The sequence below is a fragment of the Robinsoniella peoriensis genome, from assembly GCF_000797495.1.
GTDB classification, from domain to species: Bacteria; Bacillota; Clostridia; order Lachnospirales; family Lachnospiraceae; genus Robinsoniella; species Robinsoniella peoriensis.
In genome coordinates, this window is sequence record NZ_JTGN01000006.1 from 132,726 (window position 1) to 152,260 (window position 19,535).

The following is a 19,535-nucleotide window of genomic DNA, read 5'->3' on the forward strand; positions in this document are numbered from 1 at the left end:
GTATTCTCCTTTAAACTTGATTTAGATCTTGTGCTTCTGTTGCTTCTGTTGCAGGTGTTGTTTCTGTACCTTCTGTGGACGGGCTGTTCCCGGTTGTACCGGAGCTGCCTGTATCACTGATATAATGGGATTTTGTATAGTCAAGCCACATTTTCAGATATTCTTCATACATATGTACTCCATCAGAAGTAGCACCCTTTATCAGGGAACCGTTGCCATCGGACAGCACCTCGTTTAAATTGAGGTAATGGTATCCTTTTTCCTTACAGATTTCCAGGATTTTCTCATTTGCCGCGTCAACATTCTTATTATTTACATAGTCAAATTCGGTCAGGTCTTCTTCTACGTATACAACGGAATAGACATAGATAATTGCATCCGGCTGAATCGTCTGGATGTCTCCAAGAACCTTGGTATAGGTTTCTTTGAAGGTGTTGAAATCATAGGTACCCAGTTCGTTTGTACCGATCATCATATAGACCTTCTTGTAAGGAGCCTTCTTCAGCGCGTCAAATACGGTAATATTACCGGAGGCAGTAGCAATATAAGGCGTGTCATAAATATCTTCCAATTCCATGCCTACAGCGGTCAGAAAGGAACCCTTGGTAATGCCGGATTGGTTTTTAAATCCTTCCATACGGGAATCGCCGATAAATACAGCATCAGCGAAATAAGAATCATCTGCAGGCGTTGCCGCTTTGGGAACCACAACATCACGATATGCTGCAGGTACCGTGCTGTCTGTCTGCGCCTGTGTTTCGGTCTGTGCAGGTGCTTTTTCAGTAACCGGCGTTTTTTTCTGCGATTCAGATTGTGCTTCTGATGCTCCCTTGTTTTGCGCCAGTTCTTCCTGGGCTAATACTTCATCTACTTCAGTCTTAATACGCTGTGCCAGACTGTCTTTCGAAAAAAGGCTAATCAGACTCTTGCCCTCAAAGACGACAAGTACGATCACGATTAGCGTCAGTACATTAATAACAAGACCGTTATTCGGTTTTTTACGCCGCATCCCCGGTCTTTTCTTCTGTTCTCCCATATATAACCACCTTATTAAAAAATTGTTTGTCTTTTGCCCTACTCTATTATATAATAAATGCGATAATTGTAAATACCTTTTTAGAAAATTAAAAAATGTTAATAAGTCCATAATATTTGAAAATAAGGTAATTAAGGAGTAGCAGATGGTTTTCAGCAGTATATTATTCATGTTTCGTTTCTTGCCGGCGGTGCTTATTCTGTATTATATAGCGCCCAGGAAGATACGAAATACCATATTATTTTTATTCAGTCTCTTTTTTTATGCCTGGGGTGAGCCTAAATACGTGTTCTTAATGCTTTTTTCCATTACCATGGATTTTACCTTCGGCCAGCTGATAGGTAAATACAGGGAAAGAGGCAATCTGAAAAAGGCAAAGCAATTTCTGTTAATATCAGTTTTTGCCAATCTGGGAATTTTAGGATTTTTTAAATATGCAGATTTTATCATAAATTCTGTAAACGGAGTTTTTGGAACCGGCATACCGCTTCTGGGAATCCCCCTTCCCATTGGGATTTCATTTTTTACATTCCAGACTATGTCTTATACTATTGATGTATATCGCGGAGTTACCAGGGTACAGAAAAACTGGATCAACTATGGTACTTATGTTTCTATGTTTCCTCAGCTGATTGCCGGTCCGATTGTGCAGTATAAAACAATTGCAAAGCAGATGCGGGACCGCAGAGAGAACAGTGATGATTTTGTGGTTGGAATACACCGCTTCATGATTGGTGTGGGAAAGAAGGTTTTGTTAGCTAATAATATAGGAAAGCTTTGGGATACGATTTCAGCGATGCCGGCAGGGGACATTCCGGTTGCAACAGCCTGGCTTGGAATTCTGGCATATACTTTCCAGATCTATTATGATTTTTCCGGCTATTCGGATATGGCAATCGGCCTTGGCAAAATGTTTGGGTTTCATTTTCTGGAGAACTTTAACTATCCGTATGTATCTAAGAGTATTACGGAATTCTGGAGAAGATGGCATATTTCCCTTAGCTCCTGGTTTCGGGAATACGTCTATATTCCCCTTGGCGGCAACCGCAAGGGTGCTTTAAAGCAGGTGCGCAATATCCTGGTTGTATGGCTGCTCACCGGAATCTGGCATGGAGCCAGCTGGAACTTTGTGATGTGGGGCGTATATTACGGTTTGCTGCTGCTGCTTGAGAAATTCGTGTTAGGAAGATTTTTAGAAAAGCTGCCTGGAGTGATACGAATTTTATATTCCATGTTCTTTGTAATGATTGGCTGGGTAATCTTTGCGTTTGATGATCTGGCAAAAGGTTTTTCCTACATAGGAGCTTTGTTTGGCGGTCACGGACAGGCATTGTTCAACCAGGAAAGCATTTATCTGCTATATAATAACGGGGTTTTGCTGGTGCTTCTGATTCTGGGAGCTACGATGTTACCCAAACTGACAGCGGAGAAATGGCTTGCATGCCTGAAAAACACGCAGTGGGTATGCGTGTTGCTGAAGAGCGTGTTTTATGTGGGGATATTTATCATATCCGTGGCATATCTGGTGGATGCAACCTATAACCCATTCTTATATTTCAGGTTTTAGATATGGCAGAAGTGAGGTTGAAAGAAAATTATGATGTAGAAAGGAAGCCACGATGCGATTCTTTCAACCTGTTTTATTGCGGCAGTATTGCAGGTCTGCCTGCAATAGGTATAAATATGAGCAAAAAACAAAATTGGATAATCATTATATTATTCTTAATTCTAATATTCGGATTCACAATTGCGACACTTCTGAAGTCAGACACCGGATTTTCTGAAAAAGAGAACAGGGAACTGGCACAGAAGCCGGACATATCTCCGGAACGCATTTTTAATGGAAGCTATACAAAAGACTATGAAAAATATCTCACAGACCAGTTTGTGCTGCGGGATGCCTGGATTGGTTTAAAGACGCAGGTGGAACGCGGTACGTTTAAACAGGAAATCAATGATATTTATTTTGCAAAAGACGGGTATCTAATTGAAAAGCACACGGGAAGTTTCACTACGGATACTGCTCTCAGGAATATCCAGGCTTTAAAAGGATTTATGGAAACAGCAGAACAAAAATATGGTTCGGGTCATGTGAAAGCAATGATTGTACCTAATGCCGTGGATATCCTGAGAGAAAAGCTTCCGCCTTTTGCTAGTCCGGCAGAGGAAAAAGGGTATCTTAAAAAAGTAAAGGCGGCATTGCCCGGGGATACCTACTTTGACTGTGAAAGTGTATTAAGGGAACATAAGGACGAGGAAATCTATTACCGCACGGACCATCACTGGAAAACGCTGGCGGCATTTTACATGTATGAGGCATGGGCAAAGGAAATTGGGATTACGCCTCTGACTAAGGATGATTACCGTATCGAAACTCTTTCAAATGATTTTCTGGGTACCATAGAATCTAAGGTGAATTGCAGGGTACAGAGTGATTCCATAGAGGCATTTATACCGAAAAAAGAAGTTCCCTATGTGTTGAATTATAATCATTCCCAGGAAATACGCAGAGATCTGTATGACCGTTCCTTTCTGGAAAAAAAGGATAAGTATGCTGTATTCTTCGGGGGGAACCAGCCGGTTATTGAAGCCAATACGGAGTCGGGAAGCAGCAGGAAGCTGCTGGTGATTAAGGATTCATATGCACATTGTTTTGTACCGTTTGCTTTTCATGATTTTTCAGAGGTGGATATGATAGACCTGAGGTATTTTAATGAAAGCCTTAAGGACTATATGAATGCAAGAAATTACACGGATATCTTATTCTTATACAATGCTTCCGGATTTGCGGAAGATCCAAGTGTAATAAAATTAGGCAATTGACTCATTCCCGCGGGCAAGGAGCCTGACGGGACAAGAAAAATAAAAACAGGAGGTAATGACTATGAAAATGGGGATTTTAGGAGCAGGAAATATTGGTGGTGCCATGGCCAGAACAATAGCTGGGATGGACAAAGTAGAAGCTTACGCCGTGGGAGCAAGAGATTATGCGAGAGCAGAAGCATTTGCCGGACAGTATCATTTTACAAAAGCATTCGGGTCATATGAAGAAATGCTTTCGGATCCGGAGCTGGAACTGGTATATGTGGCAACACCGCATTCCCACCATTACGAACATGTAAAGCTCTGCCTGGAGCATGGAAAACATGTATTGTGTGAAAAAGCATTCACGGTAAATGCAAAACAGGCAGTGGAATTATGTGAGATGGCAAAGAGCAAAAATCTGCTTTTAACGGAGGCGATCTGGACACGTTATATGCCAATGCGCAAAACGCTGGATGAGGTCATTGAAAGTAAGGTAATCGGGGAAATAACATCACTTACGGCAAATCTGGGATATGTGGTAGGGCATCTGCCCAGAATGCAGGAGCCTGCACTTGCAGGAGGAGCGCTGTTGGATCTGGGTGTCTATCCGATTAATTTTGCTTCAATGGTATTTGGGGATAAAATCAAAGAAGTGTCCTCTACTGCAGTGTTAACAGAATCAAAAGTAGATGCGGTTAACAGTATTACACTGATCTATGAAGATGGAAAAATGGCCCAGCTTCACAGCAATATGATGGTTGCCACCGACAGACGGGGTATGATTTACGGTGATAAGGGGTATATTGAAGTACAGAATATTAATAACTGTGAGGGAATCCGCGTATTCGACACCAGTCACAAACTGATTGCTGAATACGAAACCCCAAAGCAGATTACCGGATACGAATATGAAGTGGAAGCATGTATGGATGCCATGGGGAAAGGTGAGCTGGAATGCCCGCAGATGCCGCATAAGGAAACCATACGTATTATGGAATTAATGGATAGCCTGCGTGCACAGTGGGGCGTGAAATATCCAAACGAATAAGGAGGTTAGAATATGAGTTACGCAGATAAAATTTTTATAGATATGTGTCAGGATATTATTGAGAACGGAGTCAGCACAGAAGGGGAAAAAGTCCGCCCTCACTGGGAGGATGGGACATCTGCATATACCATCAAAAGATTTGGCGTTGTGAACCGCTATGATCTGAGAAAGGAATTTCCGGCACTTACCCTGAGAAGAACTGGACTGAAAAGTGCATTTGATGAACTGCTTTGGATCTGGCAGAAAAAGTCCAATAATATTCAGAACCTGAACAGCCATATCTGGGATAGCTGGGCGGATGAAGATGGATCTATCGGGAAAGCTTACGGCTATCAGATGAGCGTTAAACACCAATACAGGGAAGGTATGATGGATCAGGTGGACCGTGTCATTTATGATCTGAAAAATAATCCCTACAGCCGCAGGATAATGACTAATATCTATGTACATGCAGACCTGCATGAGATGAACCTCTATCCTTGTGCTTACAGCATGACTTTTAATGTGACAAAAGAAAAAAATGAAGACAGGCTGACCCTGAATGCGATTTTAAACCAGCGCTCTCAGGATGTACTTGCTGCAAACAACTGGAATGTATGCCAGTATGCACTGCTGGTTCACATGCTGGCGCAGGTATGTGATATGAATGCAGGAGAGTTTGTCCACGTAATTGCAGATGCCCATATTTATGACAGGCATATTCCAATCATTAAAGAGCTGATACAGCGGGAAACTTTTGAAGCTCCGAAAGTATGGCTGAATCCGGACGTAAAGGATTTCTATGCATTTACGGTAGATGATCTTCATGTGGAAGACTATGTAACCGGACCGCAGATTAAGAATATTCCCATTGCAATTTAATTCTCAGTACAGCGGCACTCAGATAAAAGCGGGTGCTGCGGTACCGGGCACAGGAGGTTTAAAATGAATTTTATAGTAGCAGTAGATAAAAACTGGGGCATTGGAAATGAGAATAAGCTTTTGGTGAGCATTCCGGCGGATATGAAATTTTTCCGTGAAACGACTTCAGGAAAAGTAGTTGTTATGGGAAGAAAGACACTGGAGAGTTTTCCAAACGGTCTCCCGTTAAAAAACAGAACAAATATAGTACTAACCGGCAATAAGGATTATAAAGTTAAGGATGCAGTAATTGTACACAGTATGGAGGAACTTCAGGAAGAATTGAAAAAATACGACAGTGACGATATCTACGTCATCGGCGGAGACAGCATTTATCATCAGATGCTTCCTTACTGCAGTTTAGGCCATGTAACGAAGATTGACCATGAATATGTAGCAGATTCCCGTTTTCCGGATTTAGATAAAATGGAAGAGTGGGAGGTGACAGGTGAAAGTGAGGAACAGACATATTTTGACCTGGAGTACACCTTTATCAGGTATGAACGAAAGAAAAACTAAACAGATTCATTGAAATAATGTCACTTTCATAATTTCATGCATTAAATTAAGAAATTTCCGGCTTTGTCTTGACAATCTGTAAGAAAAGTAGAATAATGGGAAGAAAAAAGTTTGAAAGTTTCTTTCAAACTACTTATTAATGCAGTATCGCTGGAGGAACCTGTATACTGCAGGGGTAAAAATATGATAAAAGCTTTCAGGGAAGGATGAGAAAAATGTTAGATATCAAAATTGAAAAAACTATGAATCCGAAACCAATTCCAGGACCGGAAAATCCGTTGGTATTTGGTACCATTTTTACAGATCATATGTATGTAATGGAATATAGTACGGAAAAGGGATGGCATGATCCTGCGATTATGCCTTATCAGCCTATTACATTGGATCCATCCGCTATGGTATTTCATTATGGACAGGAGATGTTTGAGGGCTTAAAAGCTTATAAAACAGAAGATGGAAGAATCCTGTTATTCCGCCCGGACAAAAATGCAGAAAGAGCCGTTAACTCCAACAAAAGACTGATGATTCCGGAAATTCCGGTGGAGGACTTTATTAACGGTGTCAAAACACTTGTCGAAATAGACCAGGCGTGGATTCCTACAAAAGAAGGTACATCCCTTTATGTAAGGCCATTTGTAATCGCAACAGATCCTTTCCTGGGAGTACGTCCATCTAATACATACAAATTCATCATCATTTTATCACCGGTAGGTGCTTATTATCCGGAAGGACTGAATCCGGTTAAGATCTGGATTGAAGATGAGTATGTAAGAGCGGTTCGGGGCGGTATCGGTGAAGCCAAAGCAGGCGGCAATTACGTAGCTTCCATGGCGGCACAGGTAAAGGCACATGAAGAGGGATATTCCCAGGTACTCTGGCTGGATGGAATTGAAAGAAAATATATTGAAGAAGTGGGCGCAATGAATATCTTCTTTAAGATAAACGGAACGGTTGTGACACCGGTATTAAACGGCAGTATTCTTCCGGGTGTAACCAGAAATACCTGTATAGAACTGTGCAAAGAGTGGGGACTACCGGTTGAAGAAAGAAGAATTAGTGTGGATGAACTGGAAGAAGCAGCCAGGACAGGTGCATTGGAAGAAGTATGGGGAACCGGAACCGCAGCGGTTATTTCTCCGGTAGGTCATCTGCGTTATGTGAATGACGTATTCCAGATTGGAGATGGTGGAATTGGTGCGATCAGCCAGAGGCTGTATGATACCGTAACCGGAATCCAGTTAGGAAAAATAGAAGATACACATGGCTGGACAATGGAAGTTGGGAATGCCAGGTAAGTGTAAAAATTAATTTCAAAGTAGACATTACAATAATTAAGCGTACAGACAAAGGAGACAGCGGCTTCACTGCCGGGTTTCTGTGTCAGTACGCTTTTTGTGTTACCTTTATTCCAGTTCCCTGGAATTATAGATTTGGAGAGAAAAAAATATGGATATACCCATTGCGGCTGATATCAATACAGTAACCAGAAGATATTTTGGAAAAACCGGCATAGCGGACAGTTTTTCCGGGTTGAAAGACTGGATCAGCCCGGCAATTTCCTTGGGAATCAGTGCGATGACGAGTATCATGCCGGTGAGAATAAACTTTGTCTTCGCATATCCAAACTTATATTGGACGGGAATGTAAATGGATAGTGGTACCAGTGCAATTGCCGTTACCAGAAAGCAATGAAACAAACTGACCGGTGCAGTTCCCGGAAGTATCAGGGCTATGGACTGGTACAGGATGATACAGCATATTAAAGGCAGCATCAGGAAAAGGTAACGGGCGACAACCAGATCACATCTCATATAGGGAGCGGAACACAAAAGGGACTCTGCCTTTTCAAATTTGAACTCCTTAAGGGAGAGATTCTGGCATACGAGCAGATAAACCATAATCACGATGTATAGCAATACAATTGTTCCGGGCAGGTCAGGAAACACAGTGTGGATGAGCACCTGGATAAGAGCAGCAATTGCCAGGCTCACAATAAAATATAATCGGATCATATAATAATCTTTTTTAATCAGGTGTAATATCATTTCAGGTCCTCCTTTTCCATATATCTCTTCATAGTTATCATAGTTCCCGGCGGGAGAAGATATGGGAAGAAATCACTATGGATACGGCATTGACTATGATAATGGCGGCTGCCATCAGGATATAGAGTACAGAATTTGGCGGCATTTTTGTGATTTGAATGTTGGACAGCAGATCGAGTTTTATGATAAAAGCAATTCCAAAAGGAATCACCATAATAAGCATTATGAATAGATATTGTACTTTCTCGAATCCTATCTTATACTCCAACGGCTCACAGATACCATAAAGGATGGATAAAATCAAAAAGGATGTCAATACCGACATGAAATGAATCTGCTCCATTTGCAGAATGGACATGACGGTGATATAAACAATACAGCAGTAAAAAAACATCATGTATAAAAATACATAGCGGGCAACTACCATAGCGGTTCTGCTGTAAGGAGAGGCACAAAGCAGGGGAATCACTTTATATGCTTTATAGTCTGCCTGTGAAACAAAGCTGGTTGTGAGCATAGGAAAGAAGATACTCAGCGTGATAAACAGGGGAGCGCCTGCCAGTCCGGGTGTCCGTAATACCAGAAAGACTGAAAAAAAGATGGTAAAACCCATCATCAGCAGCAGATTGGTTTTAATAATTATACAATCCTTTTTTAGCAGATTCAGAATCATTTTGATTTTCCTCCTTTTATGCATCCCAGCATAATGTCCTCTATTCCCGGTTTTTCCACCAGAATATCCGGTATGCTCCGGCGTATTTCTGCTATTTGTTTTGTAATTCCGGTGAAACCAAAACGCGTTTCTTCCAAATTCAAAAACAGCTCTTTTACCGATGGAGACAGATGCGTGCCATCGCCTTTTACCAGTCGGTATTGCTCTAAAAGCATATCTTTCTCTTCTTCAAATAGAATGCGCCCCTCATCAATCAAAATCAGCATATCTGCGATCCGGTCCAGGTCGGAAGTGATATGGGTAGAAAAAAATACACTCTTTCCGCCTTCCTTCATAAAGTCTGTTAAAATATTCATAAACTGACTGCGGATCAGAGGGTCGAGTCCACTGGTTGGTTCATCCATGATCAGAAGCTCCGCTTCATGGGAAAGTGCCAGCGTAAGAGCAAACTTCATATGCATGCCTTTGGAAAGAGTCGCTATTTTCTGCTTCGGATTCAGGGAAAAACGGTCCATATAATCCCGGTATGTCTTTTCGTTCCACTTTGAGTAGGCGGGTGCCAGGATGCTTTTCATCTCTGACATGGTGAGATCTTCGTAGAAACATCCGCTGTCCAGGACTATGCCTAATCGGTTTTTGATTTCCCGGCTGTGTTCAGCCATATCAAGCCCAAATACCTTGATGTGTCCTGCATCTTTATTGGCAAGGCCTAAGATTGATCGGATGGTAGTTGTTTTGCCGGAGCCGTTGATTCCGATAAATCCTGTAATGCAGTCGCAGGGAAGTGTGAAAGTTACATCTTCTAATGCAAAGTTCTTATAATTCTTATTTAATCCGGTTACTTCTAATACATTTTCCATGTATAAATCCTCCTGCTTACTCTTCGTCATATAGGATATCCATCATATCCATCAGTTCCTGTTTGGAAATTTCCAGGGTTTTTGCCGACATGATCATATCCTGCATTTTCTGTTCTACCAGACGCCGCTTGGAGTCCCGCAGCAGTTCCAGATTACCGGCAGAGATAAATGTTCCGATCCCAACCTGGCTGGTAACAAAGCCTTCGGCTTCCAATTCATCGTAAACACGGCGTATGGTAAGGACGCTTACCTTTAAGTCGTTGGCAAAGCCCCGGATAGAGGGCAGGGCATCCCCCTCTTTTAATTCGCCTTTGAAAATGGCGTCTTTGATTTGTTCTTCAATTTGCTGGTACAGAGGTTTGTCTGTAGTGTTGGAGATTAATATTTTCATTTGGACTAATCACTTTCTGCATACGGTGTGTATACTTGTAATACACACTATATACTTATAACACGGTTTTGTCAAGAGGGTTTGCATGAGATTGCATCATGTTTTTATGCTGAAATGGCGGGTATCCTTTTGTATAAACAAATATGCTCAAATACAGAATCAAAATGGTTAAAAATGCAAAGAATCCAACAAAAGATAACCAGAAATAATATATAGAAAATGCTAAAATATTATAATAAATCAGAAACAAGATCTAAAAAAGAATCAAGTTGCACAAAAAGGAGGTAAAGAGAGATGAAAGAAAGTCGTAAAAAAAGGCGCCGGGTATCCTCGGCAGCAGCATTCTGTCTGGCTGCATCTATGGTAGTAACGAATATGCAGACGGCAGTGGCTTTTGCAGCGGAAAATAGTGGTGGGACCGCTGCGTCAGAAGAACAATTGATTATGGAACAGACAGAAGTAAATCTTGAAAAAATGCCGGAGACAGAGATGGTCGGGGAACGTTCCGCGGTAGAAACGAATGAAGAAAAAGGAGAGTCAAAGGAGAAACTGAGTGAAATACCTGCATCCATACCGGAACCGGAACAGGAAACGCAAGGCATACGTACAGCGGAAGATGGGAATACCGGGACGTTTCTGTTTGGTACAAAGCCAGTCAATGGAGTAACCAGTAAAAATCTTTATTCGGAAGAGACTGGCTTTGGATTTTCAGACCTTACATATCCGGAAGAAGCGGCAGGCTGGCAGGGAAATGTGTATTATCCAAGAAATGCATCTATAACCACCGGGAGTGCTGCTTACGTTACAGATGAGCAATCGTATCTGCGGATTGCAAGCCAGGTGTGGACAGAGACGGAGAATACCGGATATGGTGTTTATACATATGAAAATACTTCTACATTGGATGTAAAACTGGAAGCTAAGGATTATGATGTTACGGTGGAACTGGTAAATCCTACGGATATGGATTATTCCGCCAGTCTGGAAGCTGAGGATATTACGAAAGCTTCGGATGTAGCAGTGCCGGCAGGCAGCAGAAAAACCGTAACATTTCATACCTGTCTCATTGATGGTGTGCTGAATCTGAAATTCTTAGCTGACAGCAAAGCCGTTTCTGCAGAAGAGGCAGCAGAGCAGGCTGTCTATGTGGAAAGTATGAAGATTGAGGCATCTGCAGAAAAAGCGGCAGGAGATAAGCCCACCATATTCCTGGCATCGGATTCTACGGTGCAGACTTATGAGGATTACTATGATCCACAGACAGGATGGGGAGAGGCACTGCACAATTTCTTCGGAAATTATATAGGCGAGGGTCCTTGCGATGACTGTAATTACAGTCAGTCCAGAAGCTATGAAACAGATCAGGTGATCATAGAGAACAGGGCAATTGGTGGAAGGAGTTCCAGATCCTTTATTGAAGAAGGGAAGCTGGACGACCTTTTAGAGGATGTAAAGCCCGGAGATTATCTGCTGGTACAGTGGGGGCACAATGATGCAACATCCTCCAGACCAAACCGCTATGTATCTCCGGAGGATTTTGGTAAGTGGATTCAATATTATATTGATGGAGCCAGCCAAAGAGGAGCGTCTTGTATTCTGGTAACTCCGGCAGCAAGGTACAGTTACAATGCAGACGGTACTTTTAATGAAAATTTTAAAGCATATGGGGATGTCATGAGGAGCATTGCAGCACAGGAAAATATACCGTTAGCAGACTTAAGTGCAGCATCCATTGCGTTGTGTGAAAGCTTTGGCATTGAAGGGGCAAAATCTCTGTTCCTTTGGGTGGAACCGGGAGAATATACCGGCGCCTATGCAGGGGGAGCAACAGACAGTACCCATTTGCAGTATTATGGAGCTTATAAGTTCGCTCAGTGTGTAGCAAAAGAGATTTCAGAAATATCCCAGCCGGAAGATCCGACGATCAGCCGCCTGCAGTCTTTAATTAATCTGAAGGAGTCAGCCAGTGTTCCCCAGGCTGTTACGGGGTTAATGCCAATTACCATAGGGGCTTCCAGTGTTTCGATGCAATGGGATGCATCCCAGGGGGCTGAAATGTACTATATTTTCAGGGAGGAACTGACAGAGGGGGCAGCCGCGGATACGATTGACTTTACAAATGCGGAAAAGTATTCCGTTACTGCAGGCACCAGATATACGGATAATGGATGCGAGGGCGGCAGGAATTATGTATATGCCGTATGCGGTTATAATGATAAAGGTCTGGGTGAAATGTCGGAAAACTTGACGGTCACAACAAAATCCGCCCAGTATAAATATGATTTTAATTATAATAATTCACCTACCATGGAGGGATGGACCGGCGTAAACCAGAACCAGGGGTATACAAAAGAAGCGGGTTATGGATGGATTAAAGCACCCAATAATGGCCGTAACCGCGCAGGTAACGGAAATGCCGATTCTTCGGCTATGGCAGATGATTTCAATCTGGGAGAAGGAGAATTTGCCGTAGATCTTCCAAATGGTGATTATGAGATTAAAGTATATGCAGGCGATCTGCTTCCCGGAACTTCAACGATTAAGGCGTCTTATACGGCTGAGGGAAAAGCAGCGGGAGGTATTTCCACCAAACAGGCACTGGCGAGCATCGCAGCTTCTGTGCGTGTTATGGATGGGCAGCTCAACCTTACCGTAGGAGGATCAAATCCCTATATTAATGGGCTTGAAATTACCCCGGTTTTATTAGCGCCATCCGGTTTAAATTATTCTGAGATGAGCATTGAAGGAAATTCTGCTTCTTTTCTGATAGGTTTTACCGGAGTGGGAGAAGCTGCGGCGTACCGGATTTACCAGAAGGGACAGGCAGATGAAAATTTTACCATGGTGAAATCTTTTACGGCAGAGGAGTATCAGGCGGATGAATTGTCCTGCCGGTCCATGAAGGCCTCGCTGGGAGAAACTTACCAGTACTATATTACTGCACTGGGAACGGATGGAACAGAATCAGCACCAAGCAATACCATTGAAATAGATATGCTGGATCCTGGGGTTAAAAAACCGGCACCTCCCGCAAATATAAAATGTGACAGTGCTAAAAATGGAGAGATAAAACTCTCCTGGGACAGTACGGATACCGCTTTTAAATATATGGTTTACCGTTCTGATAAGTCTGAGGATGAAAAAGGGTTTAAAGAGTTTATAAAAGTTGGAGAAACCCAGGTTCCCGGTTTTACAGATACGGGAGACGATTTGACCGCGAATATACCGTATTATTATAAAATAAAGGCAGTAAATGCCGGGGGAGCGGGGGAATTTTCAAAGGTCTGCAAGACAGAAGTGACGGGGGAATTAATTGCTTCGCCTGCGGAAACATTGACGGACCGAGGTGCAATTGCCATAAATCTGGCGGGAGCTGACGGAGGGGAAACCGTTGTAACTGCTTCTGATGCAGCAGGAAAGGAATATACCAGCGGTGTCTATTTAAGCTGGCGGTCATTTGAAAAAGACCCGAAAGGAACTACGTTTAATATTTACAGAAATGAAACGAAAATTGCAGAAAATCTCTCCGTTACCAATCTGGTGGATGAGGGAGGTACCGCTTCTGACATCTACCGGGTAGAAGGATCTTCCGATGAGGAGCTTGGATTAAAGGTATTGGACACTGCTGTGTGGCAGGATAAATATCTGGAATTAAAGCTTTACAGCCCGGCAGATCAGACAATGCCGGATGGAACTGCCTGTACTTATTCGGCAAATGATATGTCCGTAGGGGATCTGGACGGGGATGGACAGCTGGAATTAGTTGTAAAATGGTATCCTTCCAATGCCCAGGATAATTCTGCAAAAGGATATACGGGAACCACATTCCTGGATGGATATGATGTGAATTTTGCAACCGGGGAAGTGTCTCTGCTGTGGAGGATTGATATGGGTGTCAATATCCGTTCCGGTGCTCATTATACCCAGTTCCAGGTGTGGGATTTTGACGGGGATGGAAAAGCAGAGATTGCAGTTAAGACAGCAGATGGAACGACTTCTTATCAGAGCACAGACGGTACGGATGCCGGACTTGTGGAAAAGGCATATGTAGGTGCCTGCAATGCAGCTTCCCTTCCAACGGATCAAATAAGCAAGGTTCATGATTATCGGAACGGAACGGGATATATTCTGGAGGGACCTGAATATTTTTCCATGTTTAACTGCGATGATGCATCTCTGATCGATACTGTTGACTATGAACCAGGCAGAGGAAATGTAAATGCCTGGGGGGACGGATATGGCAACCGTGTAGACCGGTTCCTGTCGGCAGTGGCATATTTAAATGGAACTACACCAAGTGCAGTGTTCTGTCGGGGTTATTATACGAGAACCTGTCTTACGGCATATAATCTGGCAGATACGGATGGCGACGGTGTTGGGGATAAAATCAAGACCTTTTGGAAGTTTGACACCAATGAAGCAGGAAGCCAGTATGAAGCTCAGGGAAATCATGGCTTAAGTGTGAATGATATCGATAACGACGGAAAAGATGAGATTATTTACGGTGCGCTGGTCATAGATCACAATGGAACCGTAAAGTATTCAACCGGCCAGGGACATGGCGATGCCATGCATGTATCCGACTGGGTGAACTGGAATGAGGGGCTGGAAGTTATGGCGGTCCATGAACATGATGATGCTTCTTATCATGTAGAAATACATGATGCTGAGACCGGCAAAATCTTAATGGGATATCATGTTGGACGGGATACCGGAAGAGGTGTAGCTGCTGATATTGATCCAACCGCATCCGGGGCGGAATTCTGGTCTATTGCATCTCCCAATTCGTCAGCAGAGGAAGAGCCTTCCTGGGATTCCAGGGATGGTGGTGTATATTCTACAATGTCAACTTTGGAAAATTTAATTACACTGGCTGAGAAGTCTCCTGCATCCAATGCAAGCATTTTCTGGGATGGAGATCTGTTAAGCGAAATTCAGGACCACAGGTTTGACAGTGGTGCTTACAAACCGATTGCCGTAAACCTGACAAAATGGGACTACGAAAACAATCAGGAAGTTACGCTATTTGATTCAACGCAAATTTTGTCAAACAACGGAACCAAAGGAAATACCGGTTTGACCGCGGATATCTTAGGCGACTGGAGGGAAGAAATAATTTCCCGCTGCAGCAGCGACCAGAACAGGATCCGCATCTATGCATCCACAATTCAAACAGATTATGTAGTCCCGTGCCTCCTGGAAAACAGGGCATACAGACAGGGGGTAGCATGGCAGAATGTGGCATACAACCAGCCGGCTAATTTAAGCTATCTCTTATCGGAAGGCCTGATCACAGCTCAGTTAACGGCACAGGAAGATAAGACAGCATCTGATTCCCTTACCTTTACCTTTACGCCTGCAAGTGATGGTGTCCGTGGACATGAAATTGCGGGTTATGAAATTTACAGATCAGAAGATGGCAAAACATATAAGCTGATCGACACTGTATCGGCAGACCGGAATCAGGAAGTTTATTCGTATACCGATAAAAATTTAGAAACGGATACAATGTATTTTTATAAGACAGCAGCAGTCGTGGATGGAAAAACCTCTTATATGTCAAAGCCGCGGGAAATGAAAACAAAAAGAAAAGCTGCTGAAGTGCTCTACCGGTTTGATTTTGGGATTTCAAATGACAAGGCAGCAGAAGGCTGGATTGGAATCACCGTAAATGGCAAAGGAGGCAGCAAGACCAATGATGAATTGGGGATTACTTATTCGAAAGAGAAAAAGTTTGGATTTGCTGATGGCGCAAATATAATTACAGGGCGCTCAGAAGACTATATCTGTGATTCGGGGGAAATTCCGGCAGATGTCTATCAGGATTTTGCATTGCCTGATGGGAATACTTTTTGTGTTGACGTGCCAAATGGAACCTATCAGGTAGATATTGTAGGAGGTTCGGCATATAAAAGTACGGTAAAAGGCGACCTGGAAGGAACTGTGGCAGTAAAGGTGGAAAATGGTGCAAACAGCTATACCGTTGGGACTTATGAAGTAGAAGTCACGGATGGACAGCTGAATTTTAACTGTGCTCCAAAATCAATATCAAGGTTGGATGCCATGATTATTACCAGGATATAGACTGCAGGATCTTACATCCATCCCGTATATTCCAGAACCGACTGATTTTTAAGAACAGACATCTTCTTGCGCCATTCTTTCGGAGAAATACCTAAAAGTGCGGAAAAATGCCTGTTAAAGCTGGAAATAGAGTGGAAACCTACCCGCTCGGAAATGGTCAGTATCGAATATTCCGTGGTACGCAGCATGGAACTGGCTTTTAGTATTCGTGTGGTATTGATAAATTCAAGCGGGCTGGTATCCATAATAGCATGAAACAGCCGGCGAAAGTGTGTAGGGCTTAGGTGGCATAGGTCTGCGAGATAGTCAATGGAAAAGGAATTCATATAATTTGTCTTAATGTAGTCCAGTGCAGGGGCGATCACCAGCATGTTTTCCGGTGCCTGAAATTCCTGACTGGAAGCAGAATCCGAACGCAGCCGCATTAATTCAGTTATAAGAGCAACAAATAATCCCCGGACACTGACCTGGTAATTCATTTTCTTCTCCTGCATTTCAGAAATCATGCTGTTGACGAGATAGAAAATATGGGGATAATCATCTTTGTGCATGATTCTGCGGAAATTATGAATCAGGTCAGTTAAGATCTGTGCATGGGGAAGGGCATCGATAGGAAAAAAGGGATGGAGGAATTCTTCCACATCTACAAAGAGATAGGACCATCTGCTGGCAGTTCCGGGGGAGCTGTATGTAGTGTGGGGAATATCGCATGCCACAATGGTAACATCATCTGCCTGGAAAGAAAATGGCGTATCTTCGAATTCCATAAATCCACTTTCGGAGTGGCAGAGCCCGATCTCCAGGCAATTATGGAAATGAAGCCTTCCTGACTTGATGTCTGAGATATGCCAGCGGTCACCCGTCAGCAGCAGAATTGGAAAGTTTTCCGGCAGTTCATAATTGCGGTATTCAATAATTGTTTTTGCTTGCTTAGACATTATGCACACTCCTATTCTTGATAAATTAAAACTATTATACATTATAAACAGTTAATATTTCAACCATAATTTAAAAAGAAAAATCTTCTTAAATGTATAAATGCACAAAAAAGTTAGATTTTAAATGGAAAATCTATAGTTGGTTATAGGAAAAAGAATGATAAAGAAATTTATTCTAAATAAGTTTAGACAAAAGTAGACATAATTTTTAAATAAATGGTTGAAAATGCATAGATTTGGCTTTTGTATGCTGAGAAGATGGTTTTGTTCTTTTGTATAATTATAACCATGTAGAGAAGAACAAATTTGTGAATAGGAGAGTGAGTCAAATGAGTGTGTTGGCAAAGCAGAAGAATCAGAAAACGGCACTTGTGGTGCCCGGCAGGAAAAACGGAATGCTGTACTATTTTAAGAAAGACTGGCAGTTATATTTGTTAATGTTATTACCAATGCTTTTCATACTAATCTTTAAATTTGGTTCCTATTTTGGGCTGTTTATCGCATTTAAAGATTACAAAGTTGCCAAAGGATTTTCCGGCAGTGAATGGGTTGGAATGGAAGTTTTTCAGAAGATTTTTGCGAAAAGGGATTTTGGAAAAGCAGTGTTTAATACGCTGTATCTGAATATTCTGGATTTGATTTTTGGCTTTCCAATGCCGATCATACTTGCTTTGATTTTAAATGAAATCCGAAATAAATATTTCAAAAAAGTAACACAGACTTTATTATATCTGCCGCATTTTTTATCCTGGATTATCATTGGAGCGGTGGGATACCAGTTATTCAGCCTGAACAGCGGTGTCATTAATACGATTTTAGAAAATGTGGGTGCTCACAGAATTCCCTTCTTACAGGAAGACACCCAGTGGCTCATTACTTACATTGCGATCGGGGTATGGCAGTCCATGGGATGGGGAACGATTATTTACCTGGCATCGATTACCAGTGTCAGTCCGGAATTATATGAGGCAGCAAAAGTAGATGGCGCGGGGCGGTTTAAACAATGCCTTCACGTTACCCTGCCCTGTATCCGGGGCACTATCGTAACACTTTTGATTATGAATCTGGGTAAGGTAATGGGAGGATCATTTGAACGTATTTTCGCAATGTCCAATGCCAAAGTAACGGAATACACAACTACAATTCCGGTACTGGTTTACCGATGGGGTATCGAGAATAATAAATTCAGTGAAGCTACGGCACTTGGCTTATTCCAGTCGGTGATTGGACTTCTGCTGGTTCTCGGGGCAGATTTTATTGCAAAACGGCTGGGTGAAGACGGATTAATTTAAAGGAGGAAAGTTATATGAGTCAGACAGCAGCAGCCTTGCCCCGCAAAAGGGAAGGACTTAAAACGAGGGTTTCGAATGTAACCTGGAATACCATATTTTATATTATTTTAGCCATATCTTCATTAACGTGTGTGTTACCCTTTATACATATTTTTGCTAAATCCATCAGCGCGGAAGCATACGTATCGGCAAACAAAATATTTCTTCTTCCTAAAGGAATAAATCTAAATGCATATGCGAAGGTGTTTGCAGATTCTTCCATTATCCGTTCACTGTTCGTATCCGTGGTAGTAACGGTCACATTTACCGTCATCGGAATGTTTTTGACCATCTGCGCCGCGTATGCATTGACCAGAAAGGAACTGAAGGGAAGAAAGGTTATGAGTTTCCTGTGCATGTTCACCATGTATTTTGCAGGAGGTACTATTCCGGAATATCTGCTTATGAATAATCTTCATATGCTGGATACCTGGTGGTGTATGATTTTGCCGCTGTCCTTTTCGGCATATAATCTTTTGATTATGAAGAATTTCTTCCAGTCCTCCATACCGGACAGCCTGGTGGAATCGGCGGTACTGGATGGTGCCGGGCATGTCAGGATACTTTGGAGCATTGTTGTACCCTTGTCAAAACCTATTAATGCAACCATTGCGCTGTTTTATGCAGTGGGAAGATGGAATGCTTATCAGGATGCATTATTCTATATTAAACAGAGAACGGATTTAAGACCATTGCAGTTAAAATTATATTATCTTATTGTATCTGCATCTGAATCCTTCAAATCAGAAGGCGGGTCTACCGGATTAATGACCAATCCGGAAGTATTACAGGCAGCCTGCATTATGTTTGCAACCATTCCGATTATCTGCATTTATCCCTTCGTACAGAAGTATTTCGTACAGGGAACCATGATCGGAGCCGTAAAAGGATAGGTCATTGAGGAA

At 42.4% G+C, this 19,535-nt stretch carries 15 protein-coding genes; 9 read left to right on the forward strand and 6 right to left on the reverse strand.

Annotation, left to right across the window (positions count from 1 at the left end):
- Positions 1 to 10 precede the first annotated feature (10 nt).
- Positions 11 to 1,036 carry a GDSL-type esterase/lipase family protein gene (locus QR40_RS13665; protein WP_044295518.1) on the reverse strand — a complete coding sequence of 342 codons (1,026 nt, stop codon included), beginning with the start codon at positions 1,034 to 1,036 and terminating at the stop codon, positions 11 to 13.
- Between the two features lie 145 nt (positions 1,037 to 1,181).
- Here QR40_RS13665 and QR40_RS13670 point away from each other — a divergent pair, with 145 nt between their 5' ends.
- The 6 genes from QR40_RS13670 to QR40_RS13695 all read left to right on the forward strand — a co-directional run bounded on the left by QR40_RS13670 (position 1,182) and on the right by QR40_RS13695 (position 7,603).
- Complete coding sequence (locus tag QR40_RS13670; RefSeq protein WP_044295520.1) at positions 1,182 to 2,603, forward strand: MBOAT family O-acyltransferase; 1,422 nt, start codon at positions 1,182 to 1,184, stop codon at positions 2,601 to 2,603.
- A 116-nt stretch (positions 2,604 to 2,719) separates the two neighbouring features.
- Positions 2,720 to 3,859, forward strand: coding sequence for a DHHW family protein (locus QR40_RS13675; protein WP_027296571.1), 1,140 nt, complete (start codon positions 2,720 to 2,722; stop codon positions 3,857 to 3,859).
- 61 nt (positions 3,860 to 3,920) lie between these two features.
- A complete protein-coding gene (locus QR40_RS13680; RefSeq protein ID WP_027296572.1) occupies positions 3,921 to 4,889 on the forward strand; it encodes a Gfo/Idh/MocA family protein in 969 nt (322 codons plus the stop codon).
- A gap of 12 nt (positions 4,890 to 4,901) precedes the next feature.
- Entirely contained in the window at positions 4,902 to 5,750 is an 849-nt protein-coding gene (gene thyA / locus QR40_RS13685) for a thymidylate synthase (protein WP_027296573.1), read from the forward strand.
- Between the two features lie 63 nt (positions 5,751 to 5,813).
- On the forward strand, positions 5,814 to 6,308 hold the full coding sequence (locus QR40_RS13690; RefSeq protein WP_027296574.1) for a dihydrofolate reductase: 495 nt from the start codon (positions 5,814 to 5,816) through the stop codon (positions 6,306 to 6,308).
- Positions 6,309 to 6,523: 215 nt separating this feature from the next.
- Positions 6,524 to 7,603: a branched-chain amino acid aminotransferase gene (locus tag QR40_RS13695; protein WP_044295521.1), complete on the forward strand. Its 1,080-nt coding sequence runs from the start codon at positions 6,524 to 6,526 to the stop codon at positions 7,601 to 7,603.
- A gap of 108 nt (positions 7,604 to 7,711) precedes the next feature.
- Here the strand turns inward: QR40_RS13695 and QR40_RS13700 are convergent, their stop codons facing one another.
- The 4 genes from QR40_RS13700 to QR40_RS13715 are packed head-to-tail and all read right to left on the reverse strand — an operon-like array spanning position 7,712 to position 10,277.
- Complete coding sequence (locus QR40_RS13700; protein ID WP_044295523.1) at positions 7,712 to 8,353, reverse strand: ABC-2 transporter permease; 642 nt, start codon at positions 8,351 to 8,353, stop codon at positions 7,712 to 7,714.
- Positions 8,354 to 8,390: 37 nt separating this feature from the next.
- The gene (locus tag QR40_RS13705; RefSeq protein WP_027296577.1) at positions 8,391 to 9,026 is read right to left on the reverse strand and encodes an ABC-2 transporter permease; all 636 of its coding nucleotides are present in this window, start codon (positions 9,024 to 9,026) and stop codon (positions 8,391 to 8,393) included.
- Positions 9,023 to 9,886 carry an ABC transporter ATP-binding protein gene (locus QR40_RS13710; RefSeq protein ID WP_027296578.1) on the reverse strand — a complete coding sequence of 288 codons (864 nt, stop codon included), beginning with the start codon at positions 9,884 to 9,886 and terminating at the stop codon, positions 9,023 to 9,025. Before QR40_RS13710 ends, QR40_RS13705 begins: the two co-directional genes overlap by 4 nt.
- A 16-nt stretch (positions 9,887 to 9,902) precedes the next feature.
- On the reverse strand, positions 9,903 to 10,277 hold the full coding sequence (locus QR40_RS13715) for a GntR family transcriptional regulator (protein ID WP_027296579.1): 375 nt from the start codon (positions 10,275 to 10,277) through the stop codon (positions 9,903 to 9,905).
- A gap of 294 nt (positions 10,278 to 10,571) precedes the next feature.
- On the opposite strand from QR40_RS13715, the gene QR40_RS29850 reads away from it, so the two are divergent.
- Entirely contained in the window at positions 10,572 to 16,361 is a 5,790-nt protein-coding gene (locus QR40_RS29850; protein WP_052430849.1) for a rhamnogalacturonan lyase family protein, read from the forward strand.
- An 11-nt stretch (positions 16,362 to 16,372) separates the two neighbouring features.
- On the opposite strand, the gene QR40_RS13725 is transcribed toward QR40_RS29850, so the two are convergent.
- The gene (locus QR40_RS13725) at positions 16,373 to 17,299 is read right to left on the reverse strand and encodes a helix-turn-helix domain-containing protein (RefSeq protein ID WP_027296580.1); all 927 of its coding nucleotides are present in this window, start codon (positions 17,297 to 17,299) and stop codon (positions 16,373 to 16,375) included.
- Between the two features lie 329 nt (positions 17,300 to 17,628).
- Between QR40_RS13725 and QR40_RS13730 the strand changes: the two genes are divergently transcribed.
- Both QR40_RS13730 and QR40_RS13735 read left to right on the forward strand, forming a co-directional pair.
- The gene (locus tag QR40_RS13730; protein WP_044295525.1) at positions 17,629 to 18,591 is read left to right on the forward strand and encodes an ABC transporter permease; all 963 of its coding nucleotides are present in this window, start codon (positions 17,629 to 17,631) and stop codon (positions 18,589 to 18,591) included.
- Between the two features lie 14 nt (positions 18,592 to 18,605).
- Positions 18,606 to 19,523 carry a carbohydrate ABC transporter permease gene (locus tag QR40_RS13735; RefSeq protein WP_044289740.1) on the forward strand — a complete coding sequence of 306 codons (918 nt, stop codon included), beginning with the start codon at positions 18,606 to 18,608 and terminating at the stop codon, positions 19,521 to 19,523.
- Positions 19,524 to 19,535 lie beyond the last annotated feature (12 nt).